The 19,321-nt window shown below is 67.0% G+C and carries 16 protein-coding genes and 1 tRNA gene; 6 read left to right on the plus strand and 11 right to left on the minus strand.

Annotated features, from left to right (window positions below; genetic code table 11):
* The first annotated feature begins 7 nt into the window (after positions 1 to 7).
* The 3 genes from H343_RS0123000 (at position 8) to H343_RS0123010 (ending at position 3,777) form a co-directional block, all read left to right on the plus strand.
* Entirely contained in the window at positions 8 to 1,162 is a 1,155-nt protein-coding gene (locus tag H343_RS0123000) for a 5'-methylthioadenosine/S-adenosylhomocysteine nucleosidase (RefSeq protein WP_028433052.1), read from the plus strand.
* Complete coding sequence (locus H343_RS0123005; protein WP_028433053.1) at positions 1,159 to 3,138, plus strand: hypothetical protein; 1,980 nt, start codon at positions 1,159 to 1,161, stop codon at positions 3,136 to 3,138. The genes H343_RS0123000 and H343_RS0123005 overlap by 4 nt, the downstream gene beginning before the upstream one ends.
* 102 nt (positions 3,139 to 3,240) lie before the next feature.
* Positions 3,241 to 3,777, plus strand: coding sequence for a hypothetical protein (locus H343_RS0123010; RefSeq protein WP_051265880.1), 537 nt, complete (start codon positions 3,241 to 3,243; stop codon positions 3,775 to 3,777).
* 37 nt (positions 3,778 to 3,814) lie between these two features.
* On the opposite strand, the gene H343_RS0123015 is transcribed toward H343_RS0123010, so the two are convergent.
* Positions 3,815 to 4,834 carry an SCO7460 family lipoprotein gene (locus H343_RS0123015; protein WP_037904799.1) on the minus strand — a complete coding sequence of 340 codons (1,020 nt, stop codon included), beginning with the start codon at positions 4,832 to 4,834 and terminating at the stop codon, positions 3,815 to 3,817.
* Positions 4,835 to 4,991: 157 nt separating this feature from the next.
* A complete protein-coding gene (gene hpnR / locus H343_RS0123020) occupies positions 4,992 to 6,488 on the minus strand; it encodes a hopanoid C-3 methylase HpnR (protein WP_028433056.1) in 1,497 nt (498 codons plus the stop codon).
* A gap of 223 nt (positions 6,489 to 6,711) precedes the next feature.
* On the opposite strand from hpnR, the gene H343_RS0123025 reads away from it, so the two are divergent.
* Entirely contained in the window at positions 6,712 to 8,046 is a 1,335-nt protein-coding gene (locus H343_RS0123025) for an NAD(P)/FAD-dependent oxidoreductase (protein ID WP_028433057.1), read from the plus strand.
* A 166-nt stretch (positions 8,047 to 8,212) separates the two neighbouring features.
* The gene (locus H343_RS0123030; protein ID WP_028433058.1) at positions 8,213 to 9,109 is read left to right on the plus strand and encodes an oxygenase MpaB family protein; all 897 of its coding nucleotides are present in this window, start codon (positions 8,213 to 8,215) and stop codon (positions 9,107 to 9,109) included.
* Positions 9,110 to 9,303: 194 nt separating this feature from the next.
* Here the strand turns inward: H343_RS0123030 and H343_RS0123035 are convergent, their stop codons facing one another.
* The 5 genes from H343_RS0123035 to H343_RS0123050 all read right to left on the minus strand — a co-directional run bounded on the left by H343_RS0123035 (position 9,304) and on the right by H343_RS0123050 (position 14,590).
* On the minus strand, positions 9,304 to 10,113 hold the full coding sequence (locus H343_RS0123035; RefSeq protein ID WP_028433059.1) for a hypothetical protein: 810 nt from the start codon (positions 10,111 to 10,113) through the stop codon (positions 9,304 to 9,306).
* Positions 10,114 to 10,722: 609 nt separating this feature from the next.
* Positions 10,723 to 10,793: transfer RNA gene (locus H343_RS35375), tRNA-Arg, on the minus strand.
* Positions 10,794 to 10,945: 152 nt separating this feature from the next.
* The gene (locus H343_RS32365; RefSeq protein ID WP_051265844.1) at positions 10,946 to 11,716 is read right to left on the minus strand and encodes a hypothetical protein; all 771 of its coding nucleotides are present in this window, start codon (positions 11,714 to 11,716) and stop codon (positions 10,946 to 10,948) included.
* A complete protein-coding gene (locus H343_RS32370; protein WP_486587019.1) occupies positions 11,697 to 14,000 on the minus strand; it encodes a hypothetical protein in 2,304 nt (767 codons plus the stop codon). The genes H343_RS32365 and H343_RS32370 overlap by 20 nt, the downstream gene beginning before the upstream one ends.
* A 65-nt stretch (positions 14,001 to 14,065) precedes the next feature.
* Entirely contained in the window at positions 14,066 to 14,590 is a 525-nt protein-coding gene (locus H343_RS0123050; protein WP_028433060.1) for a hypothetical protein, read from the minus strand.
* Positions 14,591 to 15,444: 854 nt separating this feature from the next.
* Here H343_RS0123050 and H343_RS0123055 point away from each other — a divergent pair.
* Positions 15,445 to 16,713 (plus strand): tyrosine-type recombinase/integrase, encoded by a 1,269-nt coding sequence (locus H343_RS0123055; protein WP_486587020.1) that lies wholly within the window; start codon positions 15,445 to 15,447, stop codon positions 16,711 to 16,713.
* 152 nt (positions 16,714 to 16,865) lie between these two features.
* Here the strand turns inward: H343_RS0123055 and H343_RS0123060 are convergent, their stop codons facing one another.
* The 4 genes from H343_RS0123060 to H343_RS0123075 all read right to left on the minus strand — a co-directional run bounded on the left by H343_RS0123060 (position 16,866) and on the right by H343_RS0123075 (position 19,188).
* A complete protein-coding gene (locus H343_RS0123060) occupies positions 16,866 to 17,588 on the minus strand; it encodes a cation efflux transmembrane domain-containing protein (protein ID WP_028433062.1) in 723 nt (240 codons plus the stop codon).
* Between the two features lie 2 nt (positions 17,589 to 17,590).
* On the minus strand, positions 17,591 to 17,920 hold the full coding sequence (locus H343_RS0123065) for a metalloregulator ArsR/SmtB family transcription factor (protein ID WP_028433063.1): 330 nt from the start codon (positions 17,918 to 17,920) through the stop codon (positions 17,591 to 17,593).
* A gap of 152 nt (positions 17,921 to 18,072) precedes the next feature.
* On the minus strand, positions 18,073 to 18,534 hold the full coding sequence (locus H343_RS0123070) for a DUF5990 family protein (RefSeq protein ID WP_028433064.1): 462 nt from the start codon (positions 18,532 to 18,534) through the stop codon (positions 18,073 to 18,075).
* Between the two features lie 339 nt (positions 18,535 to 18,873).
* Positions 18,874 to 19,188, minus strand: a complete 315-nt coding sequence (locus tag H343_RS0123075; RefSeq protein WP_486587021.1) for a metal-sensitive transcriptional regulator — start codon at positions 19,186 to 19,188, stop codon at positions 18,874 to 18,876.
* Positions 19,189 to 19,321: the final 133 nt, after the last annotated feature.

Below are 19,321 nucleotides of genomic sequence, written 5' to 3' on the forward strand. Positions count from 1 at the left end.
GAAACAGATGACGAAAGACCTGGTGGTGATTCTCACCGCCCTCAACCTGGAATATGAGGCCGTGCGCCGGAAGCTGACCGGCCCGCGGGTGCACCGTCATGAGCGGGGCACGCGGTTCGAGGTCGGGACCGTGCGGGGCACGTCGTGCCGCGTGGCGCTCGGTCTGACAAGCAAGGGAAATCATCCCGCCGCGGTGCTCGCGGAGCGCGCGATCCAGCATTTCTCACCGGCGGCCGTGATGTTCGTGGGTGTGGCAGGCGCGTTATGGGACGGCACCCCGCTGGGGGATGTGGTGATGGCCACTCATGTGTACGCGTACCAGGGCGGGACCAGCGAGGACGACGGACTCAAGTCGCGTCCCCGAGTGTGGGAGGCGGGGCACGGCATCAGCCAGCTCGGCTTCCATCTGGCACGCGTGAACGACTGGGCCGACGACGAGCCCGGTGAAACGGACGCGCCACAGGTGCATTTCGGTGCCGTCGCCGCCGGTGAGGTGGTGCAGAATTCGCGGATCTCAGCCGAGGCGACGTGGATCCGGCAGCACTACAACGACGCGCTCGCGATCGAGATGGAAGCCGCCGGTGTGGCGCAGGCCGGTCATCTCAACGGCTCACCGGTTGCCGTCATCCGCGGCATCAGCGACCGGGCGGACGGCACGAAAAGCAGCGCGGAGGACCGCAACTGGCAGCCACGGGCCGCAGCGAACGCGGCGGCCTTCGCCACGCGACTGGCCGCGGAACTGATCGACGAACAGGAACAGGTCGCGATGTCCCAGGAAAGCAGCTCCGGTACGCCCTTAGGAAATGTCAGCAACACCGCCAGTTCCAGCACTGTGGGAATCATGGCCGGCTCGGTCTCCGGCAGCACCGTCCACATGAGCGCGGTTCCGAAGGCATCCGGCCCGGCGGGCCTGGTTCCGGAACTGGAGCGCTTCCGTGAGCAGTTGCAGCGCCACCACGCCGAGGGCGTCCTCGACGAGGACATCTGCAGTGCGGCGCAGGCTGAACTGGACGTGGCAGTCCGAGCGGTGAAGGAGGAAACGCAGGAATCACCGAAAGGGGCCACTCTGGCACTCAAGAGGTTACGCGGCCTGATCGCCGACGTTCCCGGGCTGACGGCCGGGCTCGCGCCTCTGATCGTGGCGGCGGGTGAGTTGCCGTGACTGAAGGCCTCGGTTTCACACACAACTCGGCCGCACACGGCTCCACCGTCGGTATCCAGGCCGAAGCCGTGCACAACTCGAACGTGTACATCGTCCCTCCGGAAGCATCGCCCGAGGACAAGTACAAGATCGGTCTGCGATTCCTGAAGAACGGCGTGCCGAGCCGTGCCCGCGACCTGATCACCGAAGCGATAGCCAACGGACACGTCGACGACGCGGAGGTTCGTTTCCACTGGGCGCTCGCCGTGCTCAGCAAACGCACCCATCACGACCTCGGTGCCGAGGAACGCGAGCAACTGCGCCAGGTCTCGGAAGCGTTGGGAAGCTACGGGGACGGCGTGTGGAAAACCGCCCTGCAGGTCGTCTTCGACCTGCTGGAGCCTCTCGGCGAGCCGGACGGCGCAGCCGGGTCAGCGCTCAAGCGGTTGCAGGACCTGCCGCGGTCGCAGCGTGACCTGATCATCCGCCACCTCGACCTCGTGCTCACCGGCGGAGTGAAAGACAGCTTGTGGGCCCAGACCCGCGAGCAGGCCGAGAACGACCGTCACAGCAACGATCGCGCTCAGCGTGTCTGGGCCTACTTCGAGCCCGTACCCATCGGCCCACGGTCCGAGCTGCCCCGGGCGAACGACGCCTACGGCGCCCGGGACCGCATCGGCGCCCTGATCGCTGTGTTCGTCGTCACCGCCGGGTTCCTCTGGATCCCGGCCGTCATGGCGCAACCGGTGGCATCGGTGGTCGAGTTGCTGACAGCGCTCGGTGCCGGAGCCACCGCCGCACACCACGGCCGGCAATGGTGGTATCAGGAACACCGGCTGAGGACCAAGGACGAGTACTTCTCCTGGTACGCGAATAATCCACCCTCAGCGGGAGACGGGTTCACCAACCGGGTTCACCTTTCCTTCCTCTTCCATTTCAGTGCCTTCCTGCCTGCCGGGTACGACGCCCAGCATTGGCTCGCCCACACCGCGGGCATCCGTAACAGCCTCGTGGCCGAGATCGCGTTTCTCTACCGCGAGAGCAGAATCAACGTGGGCCGGGTCGACTGGCTGATCCGGTACCTGGCCGAAGACGTACGGGACCGCCACAACAACGGCACCTTGTTCGCCTACCGCCGGCAGCACCGGACATCGGCGAAGACCAAGGCCATATGCGTGATCGCCCTCACTGTCCTGGGCATTACCGCCATCGGTGCGGTCATTTCCGCAGTCGGCAACTCGCCCAACGTTCTGCTCTCCCTCTTCGCCGTGTTCGGAGCCTTCTGGAGCGGACGCAAAGCCACGTCCGTATGGCTGCACATGCGCGGCGAAGAGCAACGAGTCGCCGAAGATACCCAGGAGCACAAGGAGCGTCTGAGCGCGAGGCAGGCGGAGTACCAGCGCTGGAAGACCTTCCTGGACACCATGCGGCCCAGCGAAACTCAAATGGAGACGTGGCTCACCTGTGACAAGACCTTGTTCGTCGACGAGGTGCTCCGTCACTACCAGCTCTCCTGGCGCGACATCATCACCCACACCATGCTGATGACGCCGGCACGTCCCTACGATCGAGCGCGGGAGAGGGGAGGCCCCTGGCGCTACTCGCGTTACAGCCTGCGTCTGTTCCTGGTGACACGGGACGGTGTCCGGGAAGTGAACGCCGTGTTCGACTTCACCGAATCCACACGTACGAACGAGCAACGGAGCAACTACCGTTTCGACGCGCTCTCCTCCGTGCAGGTCACCGAACGCGACAACGTCGGATACGACCTGGAACTGGTTCTCTCCAACGGGCCTGCCAGAGAGATCCGTGTCAAGGACGCCGACACGCATCAGCTCGCTCCGGACGAGAATGCCCAGGAACTGACCGACATCAACCTCGACGCGGCTGGTTTCGTTCACGCCTTCCGTCTCCTGGAAGGCATCGCGGCCGACGGAAAGGGCTGGGTCGAACGGAACAATCCCAACCGTCCGCCACACTTCACCGACCCCGACTGATGGCAGCATGCCGGGCTTCGCAGCCCTCCCGGGGCGTGCGGGCGCGCGCACCGGGGCATGCCGGCCGGTCCCCGTGCGTGCCGCGAAACGGAGGTGGTGTTCATGACCGCTGGTGACGCAGAAGCCGGTGCGAGCACCGTACTGCTCGCTGAGTACGCACAACTCAAGGAGGAACAGCGAGCACGTATCGGGTTCCGGGACAATCTGCTGTACGTGACACTCGGAGCGGTGACAGCCGTGACGGCCGTCGCCGCGCAGACGAAACTCGTGCAACTGATCCTGGCCCTGCCAGTGGTCTGTGTCGTGCTCGGATGGACCTATCTGGTCAACGACGAGAAGATCTCAGCCATCGGACGTTACACGCGCACCGAACTCGCAACCCGCCTCGCAAACGCCACAAGCGTTCACGAGCCGCTCTTCGGATGGGAGACCTACCACCGCAGCGATGCCAAGCGGGTCTCCCGCAAGACCACACAGGCGATCGTCGACCTCGTGGCCTTCCTCGCGGCGCCCTTCGCCGCACTCATCGGTTTCTGGTGCTACGGCACGAACAGCGCACTCTTGGTCTCGGTCTCGATCGTGGAAGCCGCCGGACTCGTCGTCCTTGGCGGCCTGTTCCTGTGGTACGCCGAGAGATGACGTCCGTTCCCGGAACGCTCAGGGGGTGCGACGCGGCTCAGTCCAGCGGCGGAAGCCGCAGCGCCCCCCGCCCTTCCCGTACGTTCTCGACCACCGCCGGTTCGCCCGTCAGACGCCCCTTCGCGTCGACCGTCACCGCCAGCGCGTGGTTCCCCAGGCAGCGCTTCTCCTGCTCCTCGGGGCCCTTGCAGAACAGCACCCAACCGCGCATGCGGTCCACTCTGCCGGGCCGCAGAGTCCATGCGCCGCCGTAGACCCGGGACACCTTCGCGTCCGGGTGCTTGCTCCTCAGCCACTCCGAAGTGGACGCATGCACCCGGTCGTTGAACTTCTGGCGCTCTTCGAAAGGCAGCACGATCCGCGCCGTCCCGGTCTCCGGCCGCACCACGCCCTCGCGCCACGCGTACGTCACCGCGTAGGAGGCACGGCCCGCGAGGGCCGCGCCCAGTTTGCGACGGGTCTTGCGTACGAGCGTCGGTTCGTCCTCCCGGCCGGCCGGGAGGCCACGGACCGTGGACGGGTGCGCGATGTGCACCGTCATGCTCGTGCGACCTGCCGTCTGCCCGGCCGGCAGTGAGCGCGAGTAGCTCTCCAGGCAGTCGCCGATGCGTGCGAGGACGTCCGTCACGTTGTCGTCGGTCAGCGCATGGGCGATCCACGGATCGGTGACCGCGCCGCGTGAGACGGTCGCGGCGTGCACCTCGTACCCGCAGTCTGCGAACTCGGCCTTCATCGCCCGCCACTCGGCCGCCGCGGCTTCGCCCTGTCTTCTGGCGTCCCGCAGCGCCTGTGCGCACGGCAGGCCGCCGCACCGGTCGTCTCCCGCGTCCACGCGCAGGCGCACGAACGCGTCGGGATCGCCGCGGAGCGCGAAGGTGACCTCTGATCCCGTGGTCTCGGGGAAGAGCTTCCGCGCGCCGACGACCCTCAGCTCCCCCGGGTGGACTGCGTCGGCCAGTTCCTGCGCCCGCTGCCGGTCCGCCTTCGACGACAGCACACCGCAGCCGCTCACCAGCAGAGCGAGCACCGTCACCACCGTGCCGCGTTTCCACGTCATGTCGCCCCCCACCCCCGGGTACCTCTCCTCCGAGTGAGAGTAGGGAGCGCGGGACGGCCCGGGATGAGTACGCGTACCCGAGCCGCCTACTCAGCTGTCGCGCCCCGCCACGCGCGCACCGTGCGCAACCCCGTGCCGGCCGTCCCGCCCTCGGCGTTCATTCCGCGGCGGCCACGCCCCTGCCGCGAGCGGGTTTGCGGTCGTGGACGTAGAGCTTGCGGCGGTCGCCGACGTCGGTGCGCGGCGGCAGGGGCAGCTCGTACCGGACCGGCCGGTAATGGTCCGCGAGCTGACGCTCGGGGTTGTAGACGGTGTTGAATCGCCACAGCATGCGCGCGAAATTGGTCTGGCCCCGCATCAGGTTGCCGCCCAGTACGCGCAGCGCGCCGAACGCGGTGCGCAGGCCCAGGTGTTTGCGATTGATGACGGCCTGGGTGCGGACGAGTTCCCTGTAGAAGACATCCAGCGGCAGGGTGGTCGGCACGACGGCGTGCTGGATGTCGAACAACCGGTAGTCCCGGCTGGTCAGCCGCCGCGACTCGGTGTGCCACACCTCGGTGCCCGGGTAGGGCGTCATGACCGTGAGGTGCACGATCTCCGGCACCGAGAGGGCGAACTCGCGGACCACGCGGAACCGTTCCTCGTCCCAGGCCGGATCGACGATCAGGTTGATCGCAACGCTGATGCCCATCTTCCGGGCGAGTTCCAGAGCCTTGAAGTTGTCGTCGGGGCTGACGCGTTTGCGGTACAGATCCAGACCCTCGGCGTCCAGCGCTTCCATCCCGAGGAACATGTACTGGAGTCCCAGTCGCGCCCAGCGCTCGAAGATCTCCGGGTGGCGCAGGAGGACGTCCGCGCGGGTCTCCAGGTAGTAGCGCTTCCGGATGCGGCGGCGTTCGATCTCGGCGGCGATGGCGTCACCGTGCTCGGGGCGGATGAAGGCCACGTCGTCGACGATGAAGACGTTGCGTTCGCGGATGCTCGCCATCTCCTCGCCCGCCGCCTCAGGAGACGCCTTGCGGTAGCTGCGTCCGTAGAAGGTCCAGGCCGAGCAGAAGGAGCAGTCCCACGGGCATCCCCTTGTGAACTCGATCGATGCGCAGGGGTCGAGCTCGCCGATGAAGTAGCGCCGCCGATGGGAGAGCAGGTCACGGGCCGGACGCGGGGTGTCGATGCTGTGCATCATCGTCGGGCCGGGCCCGCGGCCGTCCGCGGTGACGATGCCGGGGACGCCGTCGACGCCGCCGTGCGCCAGCCCGTCCAGCAGCGGACCGACGGCGGGTTCGCCCTCACCCCGGACGACCGAGTCGACGGCACCTTCGGCCTGCTCCAGCACGTCCTCCGCCACGAAGGACACGCTGTGACCGCCGAAGAAGACGTGGGCGGAGGGCACGATCGCCTTGGCCCTGTGAGCGAGGTCGATCGCCTCGGGGATGTTGGCCAGGTAGTTGAGGGAGAAGCCGACCGCGTGAGGCTCGAACCGCGTCATCGTCCGCTCGGCGTCGGCATGCGTGGAGACCTGAAGGTCGATCACACGGACCTCGTGCCCGGCATCCCGGGCGGCGCCGGCAACGCGCTCCAGACCGAGGGGTTCCAGGCGCAGGAAGATCTCCGAGTACATCAGCGCACTCGGATGGATGAGGAGCAGACGCACGGTTGCCTCCGGGACTCGCGGACTCCTTCGTCAACCCGTCTCAGGGACGCCGCTTCGTCAAACGGAGCCCGCCCGGTATCCCTCGTTCGGCGGGCCGCCGCGCCTGCACGTCCCGCACCTCCACACTCGTACGGCCCGCCGGGAGGAGGGCTCGAAGCGGCGGGCCGGCCACTACGCTGACCGGGCGCGCCACGCGAACCGCGCCGGGAGAGGGGTGGGAGCGATGAACCGGGTCGACACGATCGTGGTGGGTGCGGGAATCGCGGGGCTGACCGCGGCACGGCTGCTCGCCCGGAGCGGACGCCGGGTCGTCGTGCTCGAAGCCCGCGACCGCGTCGGCGGACGGGTGTGGAGCGACCGGGAGGCCGGCGGCGGGGCCGTCACCGATCTCGGCGCCTCCTGGATCCACGGGGTGTCCGACAGCCCGGTCGCCGCGGCGGCGTCCGCGTTCGGGCTGCGGACCGTGGAGTTCACCGTCGGCGGGTACCAGCCCCACAGCAGGCCCATCGCGTACTACGGCCCCTCGGGCGCACGCCTCACCGACGACGAAGTGCGGCGCTTCGTGGCCGACATCGGCGCGGTGGACGCCGAACTCGCCCGCGTCGTGGCCGACCTCCCGCCGGGGCACTCCTACGCCGAGGCGGCCGAGACCGCCCTGGCCGCCCAGGGGTGGGAGGCGGAACGCGCCGAGCGCGTCCGGGAGTTCCTGCGCCATCGCACCGAGGAGCAGTACGGCGTCAGCAGCGGCGAACTCGATGCGCACGGGCTCGACGACGACTGGATCGACGGCGACGAGGTCGTCTTCCCCGACGGCTACGACGCCCTCGCGACGCACCTCGCGGCGGGACTCGACGTCCGGCTCGGGCACGTCGTCACCTCGGTCCGCTGGTCGTCCGGCGGGGTCGAAGTCACCACCGGCCAGGGCGTGTTCACGGCGAACCGCGCCGTGGTCACCGTCCCCGTCGGAGTGCTGAAGTCCGCGGAGTTCACCATCGAACCCCCGCTGCCCGAACCGGTGGCCGGCGCGCTGTCCCGCCTCGAGATGAACGCCTTCGAGAAGGTCTTCCTCAGCTTCCCCTCGAAGTTCTGGGACGAGAAGGTGTACGCCGTCCGCCAGCAGGGCGCCAACGGTGCCTGGTGGCACTCCTGGTACGACCTCACCGCCGTGCACGGCGTCCCGACGCTCCTCACGTTCGCCGCCGGTCCGGCCGCGCGGGAGACGCGGGGCTGGGAGCCGTCGCGGATCGTCGAATCGGTCCTCGGCGAGCTCCGCCGCCTCTACGGCGCCCGCGTCGAGACCCCCGTCGGCGTCCACGTGACCTCGTGGCAGGACGACCCCTACGCGCGCGGCTCGTACGCGTACATGACCGTGGGCTCCGCACCCGAGGACCACGACCTCCTCGCCACCCCGGTGGGCGGGGTGCTGCATCTGGCGGGCGAGGCGACGTGGACCGACGATCCGGCCACGGTCACCGCCGCACTCCACTCCGGCCACCGCGCGGCGTGCGACGTCCTGGGCCGTCCCGTCCCGGTCGAGGAAGCCTGGACCGCCGGCTGAGGAGGTCCCGCCGGCCTCCAGCGACCCTGACGGTGCCGGACGAGGTCCCCGGCCGGACCTGCTCCGGCCCTTCTTCCCCGGTACGGCTCCGCTCCGCGTCGTCCGGTGACCTTCGCCGTACCTTGCGGCCCTTCGGTTTCCGTGGCCCAGGGCGGACACTGGAGACATGGTGTGGTGGACGACCGGCGTCTCAGCGGTGCGGGAACGGCTGGGCAGCAGCCTCTTCGAGAGAGTGGCCGGCCCGGGAGGGGCGGAGAACCGGGCCAGAATCCACGGGACGCCCGGACCGAGGTGGTTCGCCGAGGGCAGCCCGATCCGGACTGTGCACGGTGACGCGTCCATGTTCATCGGCGGGCTCAGCGCACTGCTGCTCCAGTCTCTGCATCCGCTCGCCATGGCAGCCGTCGCGGGGCACTCCGGATACAAGGGCGACCCGTGGGGGCGGCTGCAGCGGACCAGCACCTTCCTCGCCATGACGACCTACGGCGCGGCGGACGACGCACAACAGGCGGTCGACAGCGTCAGGAGCGTGCACCAGCGCGTGAGGGGACGTAACGGTGGGGGAGCGGAGTACCACGCCGCCGACCCCCATCTGCTGACCTGGGTGCACGTCGCCGAGGTCGACAGCTTTCAGCGGGCCCACCAGCGCTACGGCGCGCGGCGGTTGACGGCGGCCGAGTACGACGACTACATAGCCGACACCGCCCGCGTCGCCGCCGCGCTCGGCGCACTCGACCCGCCACGCTGCCGCAGGGAGCTGGACGAGCGAATCGCCGCCTACCGGCACGAACTGCACGCCACACCGGAGGCCGAGGACGCCGCCCGCTTCCTGCTGCGGCATCCGCCGCTGCCCTTGAGCGCCCGCGCTCCCTATGCCGTACTCGCCGCCAACGCGACGGCGCTGCTGCCGTCCTGGGCCCGCGCACCGCTGGGGCTGCCCTCTCTCCCCCTTGTGGAGAGGACCGGAGTGCGCTGGGCGGGCCTCGGTCTGACACGTACGATCCGCTGGGCCATGAACCACCGTCCGGCTGTCGAGGAAGTCCCCGCGCACAGAGCCGGCTGACACCGGTCACGCGATGCCTCTGCCGAGGAGTCCCGGACGGCGATGTCCACGTCGAACCCGGGCTTTCCCTTCGCTTCGAGGTCCGCGCGTGGCCTCTGGTCAGCCTTGCTTCCGAGGTCACCTGCCCGTGCGTCAGCCCGCCATTTCGAACACGGCAAGACCAACTGGAAGTTGGTGAGATCACCCCACTCGCGTCAGCTCAGGCTTTCCGCCACCGACAGGTAGTCGGTGTAGATCTGCGGTGAGCCGGAGAACGAAGCCAGTTGCTTCCATTCCTCGTACATCTGCTTCGTGTCCCGATAGTCCTTGGCGAATGCAGCAGCCTCGGCAGTCGCGATGTCCGCATCAGGATAGAACGCGTGGAGTGCCGCGAGGCTGGCAATCTCCATCAGCACTACATACTGATCCAGCCGGTTTCCGCGCTCGCCTTTCAGCAGGCGGAATTTCCAGTCGGGATAGTCCTCGATGCGATGATGATTTTCAGCGATGAAGCTTTCGAAGGTATCTGCCCGGACATCGGGGCGCAGTGCGAGATTGTGGATGCCGATCACCCGGGCGAGAGGTTCTTCTCCCGGGCCGCGCTCCTGATAGCGCGGCCCATCGGGGACGGTGCTTTTCTTGTTTTCCGCCAGCAAGCGGTAGTCGGTATAGATCGTGGGCAATTCGCTGAATGTGCCGTATTTCTTCCATTCGCGTATGAGCTCCCGGGCCTCGCGACGATCGCGCCAGAACTGACGTGCCAATTCTGTTTGATTGCCGTCAGCCGCCAGGTAGCGGTCGCGCTGCCCGGCGTCATCGATTTCGAACAGCATCATGTATTGGCCGGCTCGTTCGCCACGCAGGCCGCGCAGCAGCGTCCAGCGCCACCCGGGGTAGCAGGGAATGTGCACGCCTTTGTTGCGAACAAAGGCTTCGAATTGCTCCGGCGTCACGCCGGCCTCGGTGTCGATAGCGATGTAGTACAGACTGAAGACCGGCGTGTTTGACGTGTCATGGCGTGGCATTCAATGCTCCATGGGACTCGACTGCTGTTGCCCGAGGTGGGGCGGGGGCCGCCTTGCTGAATACGCTAAAATGACGGGGGTGGTGACGAAAGAATTTGATCACGCGTCCGAAGTGTCGACTCTCAAGTGCCGCGCGCAATTCGTCGGTCAATTCGTCGGTGTCGCAGAAGCCGCCGGTGGAGTACACAGGTGGATCATGAAGTTGATCGGACCGGTCCCGGCGGCATCGTGCGCAGCGTTGAGCAGTGTTGTCAGTCGCCGGCGCAGCGGAACAAGTGACGCAGCAGCGTTGGGGCCGGTCACTGTTCGATCGGGCTCCTTGCCTGACATTGCCGCTGCGCAACCCCCACCTCCGCTCTGCGGCTCAGGATAGCCCGGCGGAGCGACTCAACACTGCGCGGCCTTCACCGCTGGAGAACTACCAGCACCTTGGCGCTGGCCTCGAACTTTCGCGGGGCCCGCCAGTTTGCTGACGGCCTCTCTTGCGGTTGGTCGTGTCCGGGTTTTGGGGTCTGCCCGGGCAGGCAGCTGCATCCGCCTGCACACGCAACAACGCCCCGCACTCAGCATCGTGGCTGGTGGCGGGGCGTTTGAGTACCTTCTGCGAGGTACCCCCGGCAGGATTCGAACCTGCGCACACGGCTCCGGAGGCCGTTCGAGTCCCAGGAGTTTTCGCAGGTCAGAGCGTTAGGTGATGGGGTGTCAGTCCCTCTAGCCCACAAATAGCCCACGGGCTACAAGACCGCTCGTTTCGCGCCGCACTCGGAGCAGAGAGCGTGGCTGGGAGGGCCACTTGCAGACGGGCCGGTGTGGGCGGTGAGTACGGTGCCGGTCAGCCACCTTGCCTGTGCTCATCGCGGGCCGGCGGCTCCGACGATGGTATGGGGCGCAGCGCACTGATGGCTGTGGCGATATCCGCCTGCCCGTACCGGTCGGTGAGTGCGGCGAGTGTGTCTATCAGGTGAGCCTTGTCCTCATCATGCAGTCGTGCGGCGAACTCCATCAGTAGGCGGGCGAGTGGGGCCCAGAGGCCCTGCGGTGCGTAAGTGGAGGCGGTGAGAAGAAGTTCTTCCAGTCGGGCCAATGTGTCCTTGTCGATGGTTTCCGGTGCGGTGGCAAACCAGTAGGCCAAGCCCAGGGAGGGATCGGAGAGCAAGCTATCGCGCAAAACGCGTGCTTCATCGAGGCGCCGGGTCTGCTCTGTGCGGCGCAGTTCATGCTCGTGCAGGTGGCGTTGGTGGTCTATCGCGGCCTGAACGGTGTTGGATTCTGCGCTGAGATGGACCTTCGCCCAAACGAGTCTCACCGGAATGTGGTGAATTTCGGTGGGGCGACCGAGAAGAGTGTTAATGCGTGCGGCGGCCGGAACGGCATCGGTGATGGGAAGGGCAGAGGTGATGTTGCGGGCAATGGTCAGTGCGTGGTCGGTGGCGGTCGCTTCGGGGCTGTGGTGCGGTTGAGGTGAAGGGAGTTCTTCCCATTCTCCAGTGAGAGTGAGGGTGAAGAATGCGCCGGGGATGGAGCTGGGTGCTGAGCAGGTGATATCGAGCGTGCCTGTCCGGGGCGTGGGCCAGGCATTGTTTCTAGCGCCTGGGCGGGGCATGGCGTTGGTGGTCGGGGGCGGTGGGGTCTGCTGCTCGGAGTTCGGTCAGAAGTTCGTCGCGTAGGCGTGTGCGGTCGGTGGGCTGTTGTCCCGCATGAGCAGGCTCCCAGCCGTTGGCTGCATGGTTGAGGACAATGAAGCGTGGCGCGAGGTAGATGCGGTCGGCTTCGGAACGCATAAGCGCTTCAGTGAAGATGTTGCGGATCGCGGGGCGCAGTTCAGCGTCTGTGAGGGCGGCTTCCATCCAGGTGTTGAAGACCTCCTGGATGTAGGGGTTTGGGTCGTCGAGGGCACAGCGCCAGCCGGTGATGGTCCAGGTATCGAGTTCGGTATTGGACCTTGCCAGGAACACAGGGGTTCCGCCAGCCGTGGTCCGGTCGGCGAGTTGGAGGAAGGCGCGGCCTGCGGTGGACCTGTAGTGGTGTTGGGAGGCACTGAACCAGGAGGTGAGGGTGGTGCGGATCGTGTCTTGGAGGCGTGGCTGGTCCCAGAGGGCTGTGAGTGCGTCGCCGACGGCGTCCGCGACGGCGGGGTCGCTGGTGTTGACAGCGAGCTCGGACAGACGCTTGAGGGCGATCTGAGGGTAGGCGGGGCCGAGTTGGGCTAGGGCGTTGGCGAGAGCCTGTTTGAGGACGGTGGGCGAGTGCTTGCGGTGGGTGAGTTCCTCCGTGTCGGGGGCTTTGGCCCAGGCGAGGTATTGCTCGCGGGCACGCCTGCCGGTTGTCGGGTCGACGGCTGCCGCGACTAGGAGGTCCTTGGCGTGATCGCGGAGGTGTTGGGTGCTGGCCCAGTGGGTGGCGACCGCGCGCAGGATGGTGAAGCTCGGTTTGGTGACGGTGTAGCGAATAGCCCACTGGGTGACTCGGTTTGCTAGAGGGATTGCGAGATCGCGAGGGAGTGAAGCGGCCTGTTCTGCGGTCCACCGGGTGAAGGCCGCGACATGGTGGGGGCGGTCGACCCAGAAGTAGTCGACGACCGCTTCGGCGTAGCCGGGCTTCAGGAAGCGGATGCGGTCCTCGGCGCTGAGTTCTGCCCCGCTTTCGTGGGTGAGTTCGATGATGCCGGGCCCCTGTTGCCCCCTGCTTGGCTGAGTTGTGTCCTCGAGCGCTGTGCCGAGGGTTGTGTGGGCTTCGTAGATGACCTCGGCGGGTGCCCCGTCGAGGGCGGCTGCAGCCAACAGGTAGTTCCGGTGTGCGCTGACCGTGTTCTTGGTGTGCCATATGCGCAACTCGCGGCGCCAGTTCTGAGCGGATTGGATGACGGATTCGACGAGGTCGTCGAAGCTCACGTCCTCTGCGCTGGTGCGGTTGAGGGCGGTGGCGGCTGTGATAATGCGGGCCCAGCGGACGGCGTCGGCCGGTGAGGCGCCGGTTAGCCGCTCGATGATCTTGGTTGAGCGGAGCCACTCCTCCGGCTCGTCGACGGCGAGCGGTGGTCGGCTTAGGTGTGCGCGGAGCACGTCGAGGGTGCGTGGCGGAACAAGTGGGTGTGCCAGGCGGGGAGCCTCGTGGGCCACGTCCTTCCAGGTTTTGGAATGGGTGACCACGGCCACGAACGAACGGGTCTCGCGCAGGTGGCCGGGAACCTCGCGGAGATGGAGTCCGAACCCGGGGCGGAGAGTCTCTTCCTCGTCCCTCAGGTCCAAGATCCAGCCTGTGTCCTCGTCTTTGAGGCCTTCGAGGTCCACCTGTTCGTTGGGTTCACGCCGAACCTGGCGAATAGCGCCCACCCCTTGGCGGGTGAGCGCGTGAAGGGCCGTGGTGTATCGGCCGGTCCCGGCTTCGGCGTGCAGAGCGGCGATCCGGTGGTTGGCGAAGAGCTCGCTGAGGGCTTTCGTTGTGCCGTCGTCGGGCAGATAGGTGTGAAGCTGCGCATCGATCCACTCCTGGGGCAGAGGGGTGCCGCGTAGGCGGTGGATTTCGCTGATGTTCTGGATGCCGATGACGGTTCCGCTGTTCTGGCCAACGTTCTGGCGGACGTTCGCGTCGGTCCCGTCATCGGAATCGTTCTCGTTTTCGGGGTTGCGAACTGTATCCGTCGAGGCGGGTTCGTATGGCTTCTGCACCCCGTCCGAGGGCTGTGCATTGACTGCAGGTTCTGAACTGGGCTGTTCCGGAAGTGGTGCCTCCTTCGTCTCGGAGCTTTGGGTCGCTTGGATTTCGTCCTCCGGGGGCGGGACCTCCTTGCGGAATGCAGACTGCTCGGCCGTCGGCTCGGGAAGGTCGCCTGACGGCGGGGAAGTCAGGGGCACAGGGTTCGGATCGCTCGACACATTCAGGGGCAATGCCTGGTCCTTCGGGTTAGGAGTTGCTACAAGAGGGCTGTGCGGAGGAGTCAGCCGGCGCATAGCTACTGCGTGTCGATCCGACGGGCCTTCATGCCCGTCAGGGTCCCGCCGGAGTCGACGGTCGATACGTCTTGGACCACTCGGGTACTTCCAGCAATCTCCTCGGCGTCCATGCCCGTGGCCTCCCCGGCCACCGTCGTGAGCTTTTGGTGTACGAACGGACCGGAGGCTGGCCTGTCTTCTCCGTCGAAGGTCAGGTGCTGGCCGTAGATGTCCTCCAGGGCTCCACGCAACCGGGTCAGGTTGCGCAGGAGCGCCTGATCCGAAGTGCGGGCGGGGGCCTCTCCGCGTGCATAGATCGCGAGGGCGTCCCTCAGCACTTCGAGTTCGCCACGCCGGGTCTGCAGTTGGTTCTGGGCGGGCTGCAGCGGCATATCAAGGGCACCGACCAAGCCATCGGGCAGGGCAATGTCTCCCTCTGGCTCGGAGCCGCGGGAACTGAGCAGGTGTTCCAAGCGCTGGAAGAGGAAGGAGAACGTGGCGGGTAGGACAGAGCTGATCACGGCGATCTCAGTGGGATCAGGCATGTGTTCGCTCCCCGTTGTGAGGTTGAAGGACCGCCTTATTCTTTCCGATGCACGTACGTGAAACGCTTGTTCTCGTAAGGTGGCGAAAAATCCCCTCCTCTCTTGATCTCTACATTTAGGCCGAAACAGTAGGGTGCGAATTCAGCCACTTGACCGGTCAATCACGGCACCTTTGTTCGCTACCAGCACCCGGGGGAGCCATGTGACCATGCCGCTGGTATGGGGCTTCGTTGGGAAAACGTTCCACGCGGGCTCGCCGCCAGGCCACGTCGAACGAGACCCGACCGCGGCTTCGCCTGGACAGCCAATAAGCCTTCAAACTCGTGACCGGGTCGAGAACCCACCGCAGCAGATGTAGGCGCATGGCCTTAGCGTCCCCGTGGTCCTGGCCGTCGAGGGGAATTTGCCAATACTCGAGAGACCCTCATCGTGCGGGTGCGTGTTTTTTCGCCACCGGCCTATCGAACTGCAGTGAAATAGGTGACTGATGTTTCCAGTGATGTTCAAAGAGCTTCAATTCTCAGGACAGGTACATACTCGTCTCGGCCACTGCTTCGTCCGCTGGCATCGTGTGCGCCAGAAGCGATCGACGACGCCAGAACGGAGCCCACGGTGGCTCGAGGGGCTGTCCGCGATGCCACTTTGCGCTCCTCGTGCTCCCGCACGCCCTCGAGTCACCCCTTCGTGACGCAGCCTGAGCGGACAGACCGGGCAGCAATACCACCAGCACCTCGGTCGCGCTGGGAGGTAGGCCCATGGACGGACGCCCACGTCGAGACGGAACGGGGCCGCCACGGCCCGGCCGGTGCCGGGCCCAGGCAGCTGGTAGTCGAAGCCGCGCGCAGCACAGCGGTGTGGTGGCGGATGTGGCGGGGGAGTTCGGCGCGGAGTTGGTGCGTGCCCTGCGCGCGGGGCTGGCTCCCTCCGATGACCGCGCCTACGGCCTGTCGGGGATCAGTTGGTTCGACTTCGCCCTTGGCTACATGCAGGCGCAGTGGCCCGGAAGGGCGGCCAACACACGCAATGAGACCAGTGAGGCCCTGACAGAGATCACGCGGGCGATGCTCTGGGACATCCCGGGGAGGCCCAGCGAGGACGTACTGCATCAGGCGCTACGCGGCTGGGCGTTCGTCGGGCCCAGGGCCCAGGAGGCTGAGATGCCGGTGGAGGCCCGGCTGTCTCTGCAGTGGGTGGCGAAGGCATCCCGGCCGCTGATCGACCTGGACGATCCCGCTGTGGCGCGTGGGGTGTTGGAGGCGCTGCGCCGTAAACGCGACGGCACGAGCGCGGCACCCGAGACCATGCGCCGCAAACGGAAGGTGCTGGTGCATGCCCTGCACTACGCCATCGAGCAGGGCGAGTTGCACAGTCACCCGCTGGAGCGGATCCGGTGGCGTGTTCCCAAGCAGGTGGTCGCGGTGGACCCGCGGGTGGTGGCCAACCCTCATCAAGCGCAGTGTCTGCTGGCCGCGGTCTCCTACGTGGGCGGCTACCGGCGGGCCCGCGGCCGCCGGTTGGTCGGCTTGTTCGCCGGCATGTACTACGCAGGCCTGCGCCCCGAGGAAGTCATCGCCGTGACCCTGCCGGACTGTCACCTGCCCGCCTCGGGTTGGGGACGCCTGGTTGCCTACCGCACCCTCCCCCAAGCCGGCAAGAAATGGACCGACACCGGCCGCCTCCACGACGAACGCGGCCTGAAGAACCGCCCGCCGGGCGAGGTACGCATCGTGCCGCTCCCACCGCACCTGGTGGCCATGTGGCGGGAGAGCATCGACACCCACGGCACCGCGGAGGACGGTCGACTCTTCTTCACCGAACGCGGAAACATCGTCGGCTACACCGCCTACTACCGGGTCTGGAAACAAGCCCGGGCCCTCGCACTCCCGCCCGCACTTGCCACCACACCACTAGCGGCTCGCCCCTACGACCTGCGCCATTCCGCCCTGTCCACCTGGCTGTGCGCGGGCGCGGACCCGGCAGAGGTCGCCCAACGCGCCGGCAACAGTGTCGAAGTACTCCTGACCCGCTACGCCAAGTGCCTCTACGACCGCCAATCCATCAACAACCAACGCATCGAACACCTACTGCACGCCTACGACCAGCCACAGCAACCGGAGCAGTAGCGAACGAGGCCACTCCCATCCTGGGACGTCAGAAGGGTCAGGGACAGGGGATGGCCAAGCCCATCGGCTCCCTGAGTTGTACCCGGGCAGCAGCTCAGTGAATGGAAGCGCTAGCTGGCTGCGCGTGTGTTTGGAGTTCTCATGCGTGGAGTTCAGTTGCAGCACTCGCATCCGGGCCGGCAGCCGCACTTGTCGTCCTGGGCGTCGAGGGCCCGGGCTGCTGCGGCGGCAGGAACCGTGCAGCAGCCCTTGCCGCGCCAGGCGTCGCGTCCTTCCTTGACGGCGATGGCGGCGATGACGAGGGCGGCGATCGGGTCGGCCCAGGCCCACCCGAGGGTGGCGTTGAGGACCAGGCCGACCAGGAGCACGGCGGACAGGTAGGTGCACAGCAGGGTCTGCTTGGAGTCGGCGACTGCGGAGGCAGAGCCGAGTTCGCTGCCGGCGCGGCGCTGGGCAGCGGACAGGAACGGCATCACCGCGAGGGACAGGGCGGCCAGCACGATGCCAGGGATGGAGTGTTCGGCCTCGCCGGGTCCGGTCAGGGCGCGTACCGCGTCCAGGGTGACGTAGGCGGCGAGCGCGAAGAAGGAGGCGGCGATGATGCGCAGCGTGGTCTTCTCGCGGGACTCGCGTACGGCGTGGTCACGGGCGGAGAACTGCCAGGCGACCGCGGCGGCGGAGGAAACCTCGATGAAGGAGTCCAGGCCGAAGCCGATCAGTGCGGTGGACGAGGCGAGGGTTCCCACCGTGAGGGCGACGATCGCCTCGATCACGTTGTAGGCGATGGTCACTGCGACCAGGAACCGAATCCGGCGGGCGAGCGCGTCGCGGCGGACAGGGCCGGGGCCGAAGGATACGGGTGTCTCGGCGGTCATGGTCAGCAGCACCCGTCGGCGTCGGCGCAGGTCCGATCGGTCTCGACGGCGACGACTGCGGTGCGCAGGTCGTCCAGCGCGTGCCCGAGTCGTTCATCCGCGAGCTCGTAGCGGGTGCGCCGTCCGTCGGGAACGGCAACGACCAGGCCGCAGTCGCGCAGGCACGCAAGGTGGTTCGACAGCCGCGTGCGCGAGATGCCGAGGGCGTCGGCGAGGTCGGCCGGGTAGGCCGGGGCCTCACGCAGGGCGAGCAGGATGCGGCAGCGGATCGGGTCGGCAAGCGCGCGGCCGAACCTGGCCAGCACCTCGACATCGGAAGCGAGTATCAGCACACGCCGAGAGTACAAGCAATGCTGAATTCAGAAAATGGTGGACGGGCGGGCGGCGATCCTGGCTCCGAGCGGGCCTCTCACGAAGAGCGAAACATCTACTGTCGAAGCTAGTAAACAGAATCACGACGGGGCGACGGCCACCCGGGCACCGGTCAGGCCAGGGGTTCGGCGGTCCAGATGATGCGAGGCGGTGTGACCCGTGCGCACAGCGGCATACTGCATCCGTCCGTCAGTCCGAGTCTCCCGACCAGCAGTCCGTCGCGGGCTGCAGCGGCCAGGACGTCGTCTGGGACAGCGTCGAGCATCAGCTTGGCGCGGCGGAACATCTCGAATCCGCCGGTCTTGTCGACGGTGCCCCATGACAGGTACACGAAGCGGGCTCCGGGGCGGCCTTGGACGTAGGGGCCCTTCACGTCGATACCGGACTCGGTGGGCGAGGCGGTGGCTTCCAGCGTCCACGACGCTCGGTCTGCGTTGCCCGGGTGCATGTCGAGTAGTTCGCCGGGTCGGTTGCGGCGCTGCACGGCTACGTGAATGTTGCGGTACGACGGTCGGTCCGTGCCCGGTGGGCATTCAAGACCGGGCAGGTCGACGGCCTCTATGCGAAGTTGCATGCCCCCATCATCTCCCCCTGGCCGAGGGCCAGGGTTTTGGACGACAGGGCCCGCCGGTCCGGGACACGCTCGCCCAGCGCGTGGAGACCCCTCGCCGAGGGACAGGGGTCACGGGCGACCGCCTGACCCAGTGGCAGATGCGTTCGCTTCCGAAGAGGTTCACCTGCGAGCCAACGCGCTGATGGTGATCACGCCCAGGCGTACCAGCATCTTCGATGCAGGCATTCGGGCGGAGCGCTGGTCGGTACGCCCAGTCCAGAGGTCCCACTCGTACCGTCATTGCAGACAGGTTCAAGCTGACGGCACCCGCGTTGGCCGTGACCGGGGGCGCGCCCTTACTCAAGAGCGAACGAGCCGGGCAATGGCTTCGTTGGCCTCTTTGAGCTTGACCGTTGCTTCTTCGCCGCCCTCGGCCACGGCCCCGCTGACGCAGGTCGCGAGGTGTTCATCCAGCAGTTGCAAGGCGAAAGACTGCAGGGCTCGAGTGGTGGCCGAGACCTGGGTGAGGACGTCGATGCAGTAGGTGTCCGACTCAACCATGCGCTCCAGCCCGCGGACTTGGCCCTCGATTCGGCGGAGCCGTTTGAGGACCTCGTCCTTGTGGTTGCTGTAGCTGACCATCGCCCTCCACCTTCCTCCAGCTTGCTCGCCCATCCAGAAGCCGTGCCAAGTCGTGCCGACCAACAACGAGCCAGGTCTGCTTTTCGGGTGCAGGTTCCCCGCATGGTCCGACTCGAGAGCCCGTGGCTATCGCCGGGCGGGGACGAGCTGGGAGCCGGCCGCACTG

This window comes from Streptomyces sp. TAA204 (assembly GCF_000424965.1).

What these genes read in the sequence shown, in the direction of transcription:
- H343_RS0123000 (WP_028433052.1), top strand. Translation starts at nt 8, where the DNA reads ATGACGAAAGACCTGGTGGTGATTCTCACCGCCCTCAACCTGGAATAT.
- H343_RS0123010 (WP_051265880.1), top strand. Translation starts at nt 3,241, where the DNA reads ATGACCGCTGGTGACGCAGAAGCCGGTGCGAGCACCGTACTGCTCGCT.
- H343_RS0123015 (WP_037904799.1), bottom strand. Translation starts at nt 4,834, where the DNA reads ATGACGTGGAAACGCGGCACGGTGGTGACGGTGCTCGCTCTGCTGGTG.
- H343_RS0123025 (WP_028433057.1), top strand. Translation starts at nt 6,712, where the DNA reads ATGAACCGGGTCGACACGATCGTGGTGGGTGCGGGAATCGCGGGGCTG.
- H343_RS0123030 (WP_028433058.1), top strand. Translation starts at nt 8,213, where the DNA reads ATGGTGTGGTGGACGACCGGCGTCTCAGCGGTGCGGGAACGGCTGGGC.
- H343_RS0123035 (WP_028433059.1), bottom strand. Translation starts at nt 10,113, where the DNA reads ATGCCACGCCATGACACGTCAAACACGCCGGTCTTCAGTCTGTACTAC.
- H343_RS32365 (WP_051265844.1), bottom strand. Translation starts at nt 11,716, where the DNA reads ATGCCCCGCCCAGGCGCTAGAAACAATGCCTGGCCCACGCCCCGGACA.
- H343_RS0123050 (WP_028433060.1), bottom strand. Translation starts at nt 14,590, where the DNA reads ATGCCTGATCCCACTGAGATCGCCGTGATCAGCTCTGTCCTACCCGCC.
- H343_RS0123060 (WP_028433062.1), bottom strand. Translation starts at nt 17,588, where the DNA reads ATGACCGCCGAGACACCCGTATCCTTCGGCCCCGGCCCTGTCCGCCGC.
- H343_RS0123070 (WP_028433064.1), bottom strand. Translation starts at nt 18,534, where the DNA reads ATGCAACTTCGCATAGAGGCCGTCGACCTGCCCGGTCTTGAATGCCCA.
- H343_RS0123075 (WP_486587021.1), bottom strand. Translation starts at nt 19,188, where the DNA reads ATGGGCGAGCAAGCTGGAGGAAGGTGGAGGGCGATGGTCAGCTACAGC.